Source organism: Streptomyces chrestomyceticus JCM 4735 (genome assembly GCF_003865135.1).
GTDB lineage: Bacteria > Actinomycetota > Actinomycetes > Streptomycetales > Streptomycetaceae > Streptomyces > Streptomyces chrestomyceticus.
Genome location: NZ_BHZC01000001.1, coordinates 7,516,658 through 7,528,477, shown reverse-complemented (window position 1 = coordinate 7,528,477; position 11,820 = coordinate 7,516,658). Strand labels below are relative to the sequence as shown.

The following is an 11,820-nucleotide window of genomic DNA, read 5'->3' as shown; positions in this document are numbered from 1 at the left end:
GCCGCATCCCGGACGCGTGTGTGCGGATTCGGTGCACTGATCGACACCATCAGGTCACGCACAGCAAACCCGGCGGCACAGCTTCGCGTCAAGGCGGTTCGGAGAATGACCGAAAAGCCAACTCCCTTGCCCGTCAACACACTTGTCAATAAGCGCCGGGGCGGGGCGGTACCGCCGGACGGAGAACCTCCGGCCTCTGGCCTCCGGCCCCGGTACTCAGCCCACCGCCTTAGCCGCCGCCCGTCCCGCCGTGCGTCCCGAGAAGATGCAGCCGCCCAGGAAGGTGCCCTCCAGCGACCGGTAGCCGTGCACGCCACCGCCGCCGAAGCCCGCCGCCTCCCCCGCCGCGTACACACCCGGCAGCGGCTCGCCGCCCTCGGTCAGGACCCGTGAGGACAGGTCGGTCTCCAGGCCGCCGAGGGTCTTGCGGGTGAGGATGTTCAGCCGTACGGCGATCAGCGGGCCGGCCTTCGGGTCGAGCAGCCGGTGCGGGGGCGCGGTGCGGATCAGCCGGTCGCCCAGGTACTTGCGCGCTCCGCGCATGGCGGTGACCTGGAGGTCCTTGGTGAAGGAGTTGGCGATCTCGCGGTCGCGCGCGACGATCTCGTGGCGCAGCGCCGCCTCGTCGAGCAGCGGCTTCTCGGTGAGCCGGTTCATCCGCCGGACGAGATCGCCGAGGGAGCGCTCGACGATGAAGTCCGCGCCCCGGTCCATGAACGCCTGCACCGGGCCGGGAGCGCCGGGCAGGGGCCGCTTCAGCACCTCCCGGACGCTGCGGCCGGTCAGGTCGGGGTTCTGTTCGGAGCCGGAGAGGGTGAACTCCTTCTCGATGATCTTCTGGGTGAGGACGAACCAGGTGTGGGCGTGACCCGTCCGCATGATGTGTTCGAGGGTGCCGAGCGTGTCGAAGCCGGGAAAGAGCGGTACCGGCAGCCGTCTGCCGTGCGCGTCCAGCCACAGCGGTGACGGGCCGGACAGGATGCGGATGCCGTGCCGGGGCCAGACGGGGTTCCAGTTGTCGATGCCCTCGGTGTAGTGCCACATGCGGTCCCGGTTGACGATCCGGCCGCCGGCCGCCTCGGCGACGCCCAGCATCAGGCCGTCCACGTGCGCGGGCACCCCGGACAGCAGGCGCTCCGGCGGGGTGCCGAGGCGTGCGGGCCAGTTGGCGCGCACCAGGTCGTGGTTGCCGCCGATGCCGCCGGAGGTGACGATCACGGCCTGGGCGCGCAGTTCGAAGGCGCCGGCCACCTCGCGGCTGCTGGGCGTGCCGCGCTCGGCGTCGGAGGGCTCCAGGATCTCGCCGGTGACGGTGTCGACCGCGCCCGCGCTGCGCGCCAGACCGGTGACGCGGTGCCGGAAGCGCAGCTCCACCAGGCCGCGCGCGACACCGGCCCGTACCCGCCGTTCGAACGGTGCGACCAGGCCGGGCCCGGTGCCCCAGGTGATGTGGAAGCGCGGTACGGAGTTGCCGTGCCCGGTGGCCTCGTAACCGCCGCGCTCGGCCCAGCCGACGACCGGGAAGAACCGCACGCCCTGCCGGTGCAGCCAGGGGCGCTTCTCGCCCGCCGCGAAGTCGACGTACGCCTCGGCCCACTTGCGCGGCCAGTGGTCCTCGGGGCGGTCGAAGCCGGCCGCGCCGAGCCAGTCCTGCCAGGCCAGCGCGTGGCTGTCGCGGATGCGCAGCCGCCGCTGCTCGGGCGAGCCGACGAGGAAGAGACCGCCGAAGGACCAGTGGGCCTGGCCGCCGAGGCCGCTCGCGGGCTCCTGGTCCAGGAGGATCACCTTGCGTCCCGCCTCGGCGAGCTCGGCGGTGGCCGCGAGGCCCGCCAGACCCGCTCCGATCACGATCACATCAGCGTCGTAGGCCATGACCGCCAGTCTTCTCTCCTCGCCGCGGCGCGCCGGAGGGCCCGGCCGCCATCGTGGCTACCGATCCTCAGCGCGGGCGGACCGCGCGTCAACCGCGGGTTCCGGTGCCACGCGTACGGGGTACCCGGGCGGGCCCGGTGCCGAAGGGCGGGCGGCAAGCGGGGGACGGACGGCCGCAGGGGCGACTAGGGTCGGTCAAGTCCCCGCCTCCCCAGCAGACTTGAGGTGTCTGACGTGACGGTGTTCCTGCTGGCCGTGAGCGCGGCCGGCTGTCTGGGCGTCGGATTCGTGCTCCAGCAGCGTGCGGCGCAGCACGCGCCGATGCAGGACTTCCTCTCCCTGCGCCTGCTGCTCGACCTGGCCCGGATGCCGCGCTGGCTGGCCGGCATCGGGTGCATGGCCGCCGGCATGGCGCTGGGGGCGGTGGCGCTCGGCATGGGGGAGGTCACCCTCGTCGAGCCGCTGCTCGCCACCAACCTGCTCTTCGCGATGGCCCTGTCCCGGTACCTCACCCGGCAGCGGCTCGGCCGGCAGGGGTGGAGCGGCCTGTGGCTGCTGGCGGGCGGGGTGACGGCGTTCATCGTGGCCGGTGAGCCGCACGGTGGGCGTGGCATCGCCGACCCGGTGCGGCACTGGCTGGTCATGGGCGCCGTACTCGGGCTCGCGCTGCTGCTGGCGGCCTGCGCCAAGCGCGTACGGATGAGCCGGGAGGCGGCGCTGCTGGGGGTGGCGGCCGGGCTGCTGTACGGGCTCCAGGACGCTCTGACCCGGATCAGCGGCGAGCGGTTCGGGCGCGGCGGCTGGGCGGCGCTGCTCACCGGCTGGGAGCCGTACGCGGTGCTCGCGCTGGGCGTCGTCGCGCTGGTGCTGGTGCAGAGCGCCTTCGAGACGGCGCCGCTGCGCATGTCGCTGCCCGCGCTGACGGCGGCCCAGCCGCTGGCGGGCATCGTCTGCGGGGTCGGCTTCCTGGGCGACCGGCTGAACGTGACCGCCGGGGCACTCGCCTGGGAGGCGGCCGGGCTGGCGGCGGTCGTGGGCGGAATCGTCCTGATCGGGCGGCATCCGGCGATGCCGGCGGGAGTGGCCGGACGGCCGGAGCGGGTACGGGAGTTGCAGTTGGGGTGAGAGCGGCGGGCGACGGCTCGGGAGCCGCCCGCAGTCCCGGCCGTTTCAGCTTTTTGTCATGCGCGCATCATGTCACCGCACGGTGCGAGAGACCCCTTGAGCAGGAGAAACAAGACCTGGCACCCCTTCCCCTTCCACGGCCGGGCGCGTTTCCTCTTTCTAGGCATCCGTTTTCGCCCGTACTCCGCACAAGCCGCCCGAAGTCCGAAGAATGAGGCATGCCATGAATGGTTGGTACGTCGACCACCGCTGCACCAACTGCGATGTCGCCCGGCAGCTCGCCCCCGACCTGATCGTCGAGACCGGCGGCCGCTCCGAAGTCGTACGGCAACCGCACGGCGCGGCCGAGGAACAGCAACTGCACGCCGCGGCGTTCGCGTGCCCCACCCGCTCCATCCGGCACCCCGCCCGCCGCCTCGACCCGGCCCTGGACCCGTACCCCCTGCGGCTCGGCACCAGCGACGTCCTGTTCTGCGGCCACAACTCCCCGCAGACCGCCGGAGCCAACTCCTACCTCCTGCACCGCCCCGGCGGCACGCTGATGATGGTGGACACGCCCCGCTGGAGCGAGCCCCTGGCCGCCCGCTACGAGGCGCTCGGCCCCGTCACCGACGTGCTGCTCACCCACCGGGACCACGTGGCGCACGGCCGCCGCTACGCCGACCGCTTCGGGGCCCGGCTCTGGATACACGAAGGTGACCTGGACGCCGTGCCCGACGCGGATCACGTCCTGCGCGGCATCCGGCCCACGGAGATCGCCGACGGCGTGGTCGCCCATCCGCTGCCCGGTCACACCGAGGGCAGCGTGCTCTTCGTCGCCGACGAGCGGTACTGCTTCAGCGGGGACAGCTTCTACTGGTCGCGCACGACCGGCGACGTGGAGGTGGCGGACACCGTCACCTGGTACTCCATCGAGGAACTGGCCGCCTCCCTGGACCGTACGGTCGCCGGTCTGCGCTTCGAGTGGCTGCTGCCCGGCCACGGCGGACGCAAGCAGTTGCCCGCCGACGAGATGGCCGCCCGGATGCGGGGACTGGCCGACCGCACACGAGAGCTGCGGCCGAGGCCCGTCGACTTCACGGCGGTGCGGTGGTGAGACGGGGCCCGGGGGCCCGGGTCCGGGGCCGGGCCCGGGTCCGGGTGTCGACGTCCTTCCTCATTCCCGACGAGGGCCTCGACAGTAATAATGCCCAGCATTAAAGTGCCCGCATGGCACGAACGACAGGGGCCGGGTCCGGGGCCGGGACCAGGGAGAGACTGCTGCGCGCGGCGGAGGAACTGTTCGCGGCGCACGGGGTCGACGGCGCGCAGACGCGGGACATCGTCCGGCTGGCCGGACAGAGCAACCCGTCGGCCGTGCAGTACCACTTCGGTTCCCGGCCGGGCTGCTGAACGCGGTGATGGCCGGGCGCCTGGCCCGTACGGAGGCGGTGCTCGCGCCCGCGCTGGCGGCCGTCGAAGCGCAAGCCGGCGCGGCGGGCCCCGATCTGCCCGCGCTGGTCGGCGTGCTGGTCACCGCCGAGGCGAGCCTGCTGCGCGACGACCGGGGCCGCCGCTGCCTGCGCGTCTCCGCCCAGTTGGCCCACGAGAGCGGCGTACGGTCCCGCACTCCGCACCCGACGCTGGACGGCACCGCGACCTGGCGGCTGATCGGCCTCGCGGTGGAAGCGCTCGCCGCAGCGGGCCTGCCCGAGGCGCTGCGGCTGGAACGGATCGAGCTGGCGCTGACGCTGATCGGCGCGGCACTGGCCGACCGGGCCCGGCAGTACCTGGACGGCGCCCGGCCGCTGACGTACGAGGAGGCGTTCCTCGCCGACCTCGTCGGCACCACGTCGGCGTTCCTGCTGGCCCCCGCCCCGGCCCCGTACCCGTAACCGGTCCGCGCCTCTCCCCCACCCCACCCCGAAGCAAGGAGCCACCATGCCCGACCTGCACGGCAAGAACATCATCGTCACCGGCGGCGCGCGCGGTCTGGGGGCGGCCGCCGCCGAGCAGGCGGTCGCGGCCGGCGCGCACGTCGTCCTCACCGACATCCTGGAGGACGAGGGGCGGGCGACGGCCGAACGGCTCGGCGAGCGCGCCCGGTTCCTCGTGCACGACGTGACGTCGGAGGACGACTGGCAGCGGGCCGCGGACTTCACGGCCGAGACGTTCGGCGGCATCGACGGCCTGGTCAACAACGCGGGCATAGCCACCGGCCAGCCGCTGGACTCGATCTCCGTCGACTTCTTCCGCAAGGTTCTCGACGTGAACCTCACCGGCGTCTTCATCGGCATGAAGACGGTGATTCCGGCGATGCGCGAGCGCGGCGCCGGATCGATCGTGAACATCTCGTCGGCGGCGGGCCTCATGGGGCTGGCGCTGACCGGCGGCTACGGCGCCTCCAAGTGGGGTGTGCGCGGCCTGACGAAGATCGGCGCGGTGGAGCTGGGCACGGCACGGATCCGGGTGAACTCGGTGCACCCCGGCATGACCCACACCCCCATGACCGCCCAGGCCGGCATCGAGAAGGGCGAGGGCAAGTACCCCAACACGCCGATGGGGCGGGTCGGCGAGGCCGAGAAGATCGCGGGGGCGGTGGTCTTCCTGCTGTCCGACGCGGCGTCCTACGTCACCGGCGCCGAGCTGGCGGTGGACGGCGGCTGGACCTCCGGGCCGACCGTGCGTTACGTCATGGGGCAGTGACGCGGGAGGCAGTGCCCCACGGCCCGGTGTGACACGCCCCGCCGGGCCCGTGCAACACCGGCCCCCGCGGACTGATTGCATGGAGACATGGACGGACAACAGCCACTGAGCGCGGACGAGATCGTCGACGTCGTCAGCGAGAGCGACGAGGTCGTGGGACAGGTCCGGCGGGGCGACGCCTACGCGCACCGGCTGCGGACGCGCTGCGCGTTCGTCCTCGCCCGCGACGCCGAGGACCGGATCTTCGTGCACCGCCGGACCGCGCGGAAGCTGGTCTTCCCCTCACACTACGACATGTTCGTCGGCGGCGTGGTCGGCGCGGGCGAGACCTACGACGGGACCGCGCTGCGCGAGGCGGAGGAGGAACTGGGCGTGACCGGCCTGCCGCGGCCGGCCCCGCTGTTCAAGTTCCTGTACGAGACGCCCGAGCACACCTGGTGGTCGACGGTCTACGAGGTGCGCTGCACGGTGCCCGTACAGCCGCAGGAGTCCGAGGTGGACTGGCACGCCTTCCTCACCGAGGAGGAACTGGCGCGGCGCATCCCGGAGTGGGAGTGGACGCCGGACGGCATGTCCGCCTGGCAGCGGCTGCTGGAGCGGCGGGCCGGGCAGGAACGGTGATCCCCGTGGCCGCACAGGGGCGGTAGTCCCGTCGGCCGGCGCGGGAAGGCGGGCAGCCCGGGCAGGGGCCCGCCCTGCGGGCACAGCGTAGGGTTCTGGCCATGATCCTCACCGACAGACTGCGGTCGATCGGCGCGGGCGTACGGCTGTGGTTCACGCCGGCGCGCGTCCGCGAGGAGGGCACGACGCCCGACTACCGCTTCTCCCTCGCCAACGAACGGACCTTCCTGGCCTGGCTGCGGACCGGGCTGGCGCTGGTGGGCGGCGGCTTCGCGGTGGACCAGTTCCTGCCCCGGCTGCACGACGTGCTGCGGGTGACGTTCACGGTGGTCCTGCTGGTGGGCGGCGCGCTGTGCGCGGTGCGGGCGGTCAACCACTGGGTGCGCTGCGAACGGGCGATGCGCCGCGGCGAGGATCTGCCCGCGTCCCGCTTCCCGGCCGTGCTGGCGGTCGCCGTCGGTCTGCTCGCGGCCGCGATGGTCGTCCTCGTCGTCATCGGCTGGACGCGCTGACCGATGGCCGGTTCCTTGCCACGAGAGCGGCCGTACCCGGCTCGCGATCCCGGTCTCCAGCCGGAGCGCACCCGCCTCGCCTGGCGGCGCACCACCCTGTCCTGCACGCTGGTCGCGATCCTCGCGGGACGGCAGGTGGTGCAGCACCACGGCCCCGGGCCCATGGTGGTCGTCGCGGTGGCGCTGGTGCTGCTGGTGTGGCTCGCGTTCCTGGCAGCGGCGCACCTGCGGATGCGGGCGATGGGCACGGGCCGGCCGCCGGTCCTGTCCGCCCGTACTGCACTGGCCCTGGCGGGCTGCGTCTGCGCGCTGGCGGTGCTCGGCGCGGCGATCCTCCTCTGAGGACCGACCGGCTCTTTCCGGCCAGGTGCCCAGCGCCCCGTACCCACCCTCTGGACGCCATACCGACTAGTCGGCATGATCGTAGCGGCCGTCCGACCGGAGCGGCCGTCCCTTCCGTACGGAGGAGCACGATGAGCAACGGCACCCCTCCCCCGCGTTCCGCACCCCCGGGCCTGGACCTGGAACGGCTGCGGGACCACCTGGACCGGGAACTGCCCGGCGCGGTACGGGGACCACTGGATGCCGAGCTGATCGAGGGCGGCCGGTCCAACCTCACCTACCGGGTCACCGACGGCACCGACCGGTGGGTCGTCCGCCGCCCGCCGCTGGGCCACGTCCTGGCCACCGCGCACGACATGCGGCGCGAGTTCCGGGTGATCAGCGCGCTGCACCCGACGGCGGTGCCGGTCCCCGAGGCGCTGCTGCTGTGCGAGGACGAGGCGGTCCTCGGGGCGCCGTTCTACGTGATGGAGCTGGTCGAGGGCGTGCCGTACCGTACGGCGGAGCAGCTCGCCGGGCTGGGTCCGGAGCGGACCCGCGGTGTGGTGCTGTCCCTCGTCGACACGCTGGTGGCGCTGCACGCCGTGGACCCGGCGGCGGTCGGACTGGCGGACTTCGGCCGGCCGGACGGCTTCCTGGAGCGGCAGTTGCGCCGCTGGGGCAAGCAGCTCGCGGCGTCGAAGAACCGCGACCTGCCGGGCATCGACGCGCTGCACGAGGCGCTGGGCGCGGCGCTGCCCGCCTCCCCCGCGCCCGCCGTCGTGCACGGTGACTACCGGCTGGACAATGTGCTGGTCGGCGCCGACGACCGGATCACGGCCGTACTGGACTGGGAGATGTCCACTCTCGGCGATCCGCTGACCGATCTCGGGCTGCTGGTGATGTACAGCGAGCAGGAGGACGTGCCCGGCTCCCCGATCGCCACGACGCGCGGCGCGCCCGGCCACCCCGAGGCGGCCGAGCTGATCGAGCGGTACGCGGCCGGGTCCGGCCGGGACGTGTCCGGCATCGCCTGGTACACGGCGTTCGCGTACTTCAAGCTCGCCGTGATCCTCGAAGGTATCCACTACCGCTTCACCCTCGGGCAGACCGTCGGCGCGGGCTTCGACCGGATCGGCGAGCTGGTGCCGGTCTTCATCGACCGCGGCCTGGCCACCCTCGACACCCTGACGACCGCCAAGGAAGGCTGAGGCACGCTGATGGACTTCGCATTCGACGCCCGCACCGAAGAGCTGCGGGGCAAGTTGCTGGCCTTCATGGACGAGCACGTGTACCCGGCCGAGGCGGTCGCCGACGAGCAGCGGGCCGCGCTCGCCTCGCCGTGGGACACCCCGGCGGTCGTGGAGGACCTCAAGGCGGAGGCCCGCAAGCAGGGCCTGTGGAACCTGTTCCTGCCGGACGAGGAGTACGGGGCGGGGCTGACCAATCTCCAGTACGCGCCGCTGGCCGAGATCACCGGCCGCAGCCCGCAGCTCGCGCCGACCGCGCTGAACTGCGCGGCGCCGGACACCGGCAACATGGAGGTGCTGGCGCAGTTCGGCTCCGAGGAGCAGAAGAAGCGGTGGCTGCACCCGCTGCTGGCGGGCGAGATCCGGTCGGCGTTCGCGATGACCGAGCCGGACGTGGCCTCCTCGGACGCCACGAACATCGAGACCCGGATCGAGCGGGACGGTGGGGGCACCTCCCGTTCGAGCGGAGCCGAGAAGGGGGGAATGTACGTCATCAACGGCCGCAAGTGGTACATCTCCGGCGCGATGAACCCGCTGTGCCAGATCTTCATCGTGATGGGCAAGACCGACCCGGACGGCGCCGACCCGCGCCGCCAGCAGTCGATGGTGCTGGTCCCGCGCGACACCCCCGGCCTCGAAGTCCGCCGCGCCATGCAGGTGTACGGCTACGAGGACCACTACCACGGAGGCCACGCGGAGGTGGTCTTCCACGACGTCCGCGTACCGGCCGCGAACCTGATCGGCGAGGAGGGCGGCGGCTTCGCCATCGCCCAGGCCCGTCTCGGCCCCGGCCGCATCCACCACTGCATGCGGCTCATCGGGATGGCCGAGCGCGCCATCGAGCTGATGTGCCGCCGCGCGGTGTCCCGTGAGGCGTTCGGCAAGCCGTTGGCGCACCAGGGCGTCGTCCAGGGGTGGATCGCGGACGCGCGGGTGGCCGTCGAGCAACTGCGGCTGCTGGTGCTGAAGACCGCGTGGCTGATGGACACCGTCGGCAACAAGGGCGCGCACACGGAGATCCAGGCCATCAAGATCGCCACGCCGCGTACGGTCGTGGACATCCTGGACCGGGCGGTGCAACTGCACGGCGCGGGCGGCGTCAGCCAGGACTTCCCGCTGGCGGAGCTGTGGGCGGCGGCCCGTACGCTGCGGCTCGCGGACGGCCCGGACGAGGTGCACCAGCGGTCGCTGGCACGCCGGGAGCTGAAGCGCTACATGTGACCCGGCGACGTACTGCCCCTTGCCCCGCCACCACCCGTCCCTTGCCCGCCAGCATTTCCCTGACTAAGGTCAGGGAATGGATGCGGCACAGATCAGTCAGGTGCGGCGGTTCAACCGCACGGTCACCGAGCGCGTGGGCGTGCTCCACGACCACTACCTCGGCCTGGACCGGCCCGTCGGCGAGGCCCGGCTGCTCTGGGAGATCGGCGGGCAGGGGCAGGACGTACGGCGGCTGCGCGAGCGCCTGGGACTCGACTCCGGGTACGTGAGCCGGTTGCTGCGCTCCCTGGAGGCCGACGGCCTGGTGACGGTGGAACCGCAGCCCGAGGACCGGCGGGTGCGCACCGTCCGGCTCACCGAGGCGGGCCGCGCGGAGCTCGCCGTGCTCGACGGCCGCAGCGACGAGCTGGCCGGCTCCCTGCTGGCGCCGCTCAACGCCGCCCAGCGCGCCCGGCTGGTCGCCGCGATGGCCGAGGTCGACCGGCTGCTGACCGCCACCACGGTCACGCTGGACGTCGTCGACCCCGACCACCCGGACGCCCGGCACTGCCTGCGGGCCTACTTCACGGAGATGCGGGAACGTTTCGAGACGGGCTTCGACCCCGCCCGGAGCCTGCTGCCCGACGCGGGCGGACTCCGCGCGCCCGAGGGCCTGTTCCTGGTGGCCCGGCTGCACGGCGAACCCGTCGCCTGTGCGGGGCTGAAGCTGGCGCCCGGCACCGCCGAGATCAAGCGCATGTGGGTGGCCCCGCACGCCCGGCGGCTCGGCCTCGGCCGCCGCCTGCTGGCCGAGCTGGAGGCCCGGGCCGTCGGACACGGCCGCGGCGTACTCCGCCTGGACACCAACAAGGTGCTCGGCGACGCGATCGCCCTGTACCGCTCGTACGGCTTCGAAGAGGTCCCGGCCTTCAACGACGAGCCGTACGCCCACCACTGGTTCGAGAAGCAGGTCGGCGGGGTCTGAGGGAGCGGCGGGGCCCGGGACCGAGCGCCCTCCGGACGTCCTGCGAAACGATCACTCTCGTAGGATCACGGCATGAATCACGACTTACCCTTGGTTCCGGTCGCCGATGCCTCCGGCACGGTGGCGGAGCTGAAGCTGTTCTCGGTCCCCGCGTCGGGCTGGTGGCTGATCGCCGTCGCGGCGTCGCTGCTCTTCGTGGTCGGAATGCGGCCGCTGGCCTTCAAGAAGGACCCCTCGGAGACGCAGGAGCAGTTCGAACAGCGGAAGCGGCGGAACAAGTGGCTGTTCCCCGTGGGAGCGCCGCTGGCGCTCGCCGCCATCCTGGCGACCAACCTCCTGCGGCCCGAAGCGGCACCGCCGATCCTGTTCCTGTACAGCGTCGCGCTGGTCGCCGTGCTTGCCGCCGTACTTCCGGTGCTTCCCCGGATGTACCGGCAGCACGAGGACCGGCAACAGCGCGAGCCGGGCGCCAAGGCCAAAGCCGACACCTTCACCATGGTGTGGATCAGCACCGTGCTGTGCACGGCGGTCGTGGGCGCCGTACTGGCGCTGATGGCGACGCCGTTCGGGATGCGGCACCACTGACGACACCTGCCCCCGAGGGCCCCCGGTGCCCGCGCCCGAGGGCTCTCACGGCCGCAGCGCCCGCAGCAGCAGGTCGGCGAGGTGGTCGGCGACCTCCTGCGGGGCGAGCGGGCCGTCCTCGCGGTACCAGGTGCCGAGGTGGTGCACCGACCCGAAGTGGTAGTCCACGACCAGGTCGGCCGGGGTGGCGCTGCTGAACACCCCGGCGCGCTGGCCCTCTTCGACCAGCGCGCGGAACTGTTCGTGGTAGCGCCGCCGCTCGGCCCGTACCTGCTTGTCCTTCTCGGGCGCGAGATGGTGCATCGAACGGAAGAAGATCTTCGTGTCGTCGAGGTTCTCGATGGTGGTGACCACGACGTCCGCCGCCGCGTCCCGCAGCCGCCGCTCGACCGGCGCGTCGGCGCGGGCGAAGTGGTCCAGCCGCTCCTGCTGGAGCCGCAGCACCCGTCCGTACACCTCGTGCAGCAGATCGTCCTTGGAGCCGAAGTAGTGGTAGAGGGCGCCCTTGGTCACCCCGGCGGCCTCGACGATCTCCTGTACGGAGGTACGGTCGTAGCCCCGCTCGGCGAAGAGCCGGGTGGCGGTGGCCAGCAGCCGCTGCGCCACGGGTTTGCCGCTCCCGCCGTCCTTCGTGCCGGCCATCGCCCTCACCTGTCCCTCGTGC

At 72.7% G+C, this 11,820-nt stretch carries 12 protein-coding genes and 1 pseudogene; 11 read left to right on the top strand and 2 right to left on the bottom strand.

What is annotated here, in order from left to right; translation table 11 throughout:
- Nucleotides 1-216: 216 nt before the first annotated feature.
- Nucleotides 217-1,872 carry an FAD-binding dehydrogenase gene (locus tag EJG53_RS32960; protein ID WP_125047990.1) on the bottom strand — a complete coding sequence of 552 codons (1,656 nt, stop codon included), beginning with the start codon at nucleotides 1,870-1,872 and terminating at the stop codon, nucleotides 217-219.
- 234 nt (nucleotides 1,873-2,106) lie between these two features.
- On the opposite strand from EJG53_RS32960, the gene EJG53_RS32955 reads away from it, so the two are divergent.
- From EJG53_RS32955 to EJG53_RS32905, 11 genes and pseudogenes are all read left to right on the top strand, one after another.
- Entirely contained in the window at nucleotides 2,107-2,997 is an 891-nt protein-coding gene (locus EJG53_RS32955) for a DMT family transporter (protein WP_125047989.1), read from the top strand.
- Nucleotides 2,998-3,220: 223 nt separating this feature from the next.
- Nucleotides 3,221-4,093 carry an MBL fold metallo-hydrolase gene (locus EJG53_RS32950; protein ID WP_125047988.1) on the top strand — a complete coding sequence of 291 codons (873 nt, stop codon included), beginning with the start codon at nucleotides 3,221-3,223 and terminating at the stop codon, nucleotides 4,091-4,093.
- Between the two features lie 113 nt (nucleotides 4,094-4,206).
- Nucleotides 4,207-4,871 (top strand): annotated as a pseudogene (locus tag EJG53_RS32945) (TetR family transcriptional regulator).
- Nucleotides 4,872-4,917: 46 nt separating this feature from the next.
- Nucleotides 4,918-5,682, top strand: coding sequence for a glucose 1-dehydrogenase (locus tag EJG53_RS32940; RefSeq protein WP_125047987.1), 765 nt, complete (start codon nucleotides 4,918-4,920; stop codon nucleotides 5,680-5,682).
- Between the two features lie 87 nt (nucleotides 5,683-5,769).
- A complete protein-coding gene (locus EJG53_RS32935; protein ID WP_031010795.1) occupies nucleotides 5,770-6,303 on the top strand; it encodes an NUDIX hydrolase in 534 nt (177 codons plus the stop codon).
- 101 nt (nucleotides 6,304-6,404) lie between these two features.
- Entirely contained in the window at nucleotides 6,405-6,815 is a 411-nt protein-coding gene (locus EJG53_RS32930) for a YidH family protein (RefSeq protein ID WP_125047986.1), read from the top strand.
- A 3-nt stretch (nucleotides 6,816-6,818) separates the two neighbouring features.
- Nucleotides 6,819-7,157 (top strand): DUF202 domain-containing protein, encoded by a 339-nt coding sequence (locus tag EJG53_RS32925; protein WP_125047985.1) that lies wholly within the window; start codon nucleotides 6,819-6,821, stop codon nucleotides 7,155-7,157.
- 131 nt (nucleotides 7,158-7,288) lie between these two features.
- Nucleotides 7,289-8,347: a phosphotransferase family protein gene (locus EJG53_RS32920; RefSeq protein WP_125047984.1), complete on the top strand. Its 1,059-nt coding sequence runs from the start codon at nucleotides 7,289-7,291 to the stop codon at nucleotides 8,345-8,347.
- A 9-nt stretch (nucleotides 8,348-8,356) separates the two neighbouring features.
- A complete protein-coding gene (locus EJG53_RS32915) occupies nucleotides 8,357-9,607 on the top strand; it encodes an acyl-CoA dehydrogenase family protein (protein WP_125047983.1) in 1,251 nt (416 codons plus the stop codon).
- 76 nt (nucleotides 9,608-9,683) lie between these two features.
- Complete coding sequence (locus EJG53_RS32910) at nucleotides 9,684-10,571, top strand: bifunctional helix-turn-helix transcriptional regulator/GNAT family N-acetyltransferase (RefSeq protein ID WP_125047982.1); 888 nt, start codon at nucleotides 9,684-9,686, stop codon at nucleotides 10,569-10,571.
- A 72-nt stretch (nucleotides 10,572-10,643) separates the two neighbouring features.
- Complete coding sequence (locus EJG53_RS32905; RefSeq protein ID WP_125047981.1) at nucleotides 10,644-11,156, top strand: hypothetical protein; 513 nt, start codon at nucleotides 10,644-10,646, stop codon at nucleotides 11,154-11,156.
- A gap of 45 nt (nucleotides 11,157-11,201) precedes the next feature.
- Here EJG53_RS32905 and EJG53_RS32900 read toward each other — a convergent pair whose 3' ends face one another.
- Entirely contained in the window at nucleotides 11,202-11,798 is a 597-nt protein-coding gene (locus EJG53_RS32900; protein WP_031010815.1) for a TetR/AcrR family transcriptional regulator, read from the bottom strand.
- Nucleotides 11,799-11,820: the final 22 nt, after the last annotated feature.

What these genes read in the sequence shown, in the direction of transcription:
- EJG53_RS32920 (WP_125047984.1), top strand. Translation starts at nt 7,289, where the DNA reads ATGAGCAACGGCACCCCTCCCCCGCGTTCCGCACCCCCGGGCCTGGAC.
- EJG53_RS32960 (WP_125047990.1), bottom strand. Translation starts at nt 1,872, where the DNA reads ATGGCCTACGACGCTGATGTGATCGTGATCGGAGCGGGTCTGGCGGGC.
- EJG53_RS32910 (WP_125047982.1), top strand. Translation starts at nt 9,684, where the DNA reads ATGGATGCGGCACAGATCAGTCAGGTGCGGCGGTTCAACCGCACGGTC.
- EJG53_RS32905 (WP_125047981.1), top strand. Translation starts at nt 10,644, where the DNA reads ATGAATCACGACTTACCCTTGGTTCCGGTCGCCGATGCCTCCGGCACG.
- EJG53_RS32935 (WP_031010795.1), top strand. Translation starts at nt 5,770, where the DNA reads ATGGACGGACAACAGCCACTGAGCGCGGACGAGATCGTCGACGTCGTC.
- EJG53_RS32950 (WP_125047988.1), top strand. Translation starts at nt 3,221, where the DNA reads ATGAATGGTTGGTACGTCGACCACCGCTGCACCAACTGCGATGTCGCC.
- EJG53_RS32925 (WP_125047985.1), top strand. Translation starts at nt 6,819, where the DNA reads ATGGCCGGTTCCTTGCCACGAGAGCGGCCGTACCCGGCTCGCGATCCC.
- EJG53_RS32900 (WP_031010815.1), bottom strand. Translation starts at nt 11,798, where the DNA reads ATGGCCGGCACGAAGGACGGCGGGAGCGGCAAACCCGTGGCGCAGCGG.
- EJG53_RS32940 (WP_125047987.1), top strand. Translation starts at nt 4,918, where the DNA reads ATGCCCGACCTGCACGGCAAGAACATCATCGTCACCGGCGGCGCGCGC.
- EJG53_RS32930 (WP_125047986.1), top strand. Translation starts at nt 6,405, where the DNA reads ATGATCCTCACCGACAGACTGCGGTCGATCGGCGCGGGCGTACGGCTG.
- EJG53_RS32915 (WP_125047983.1), top strand. Translation starts at nt 8,357, where the DNA reads ATGGACTTCGCATTCGACGCCCGCACCGAAGAGCTGCGGGGCAAGTTG.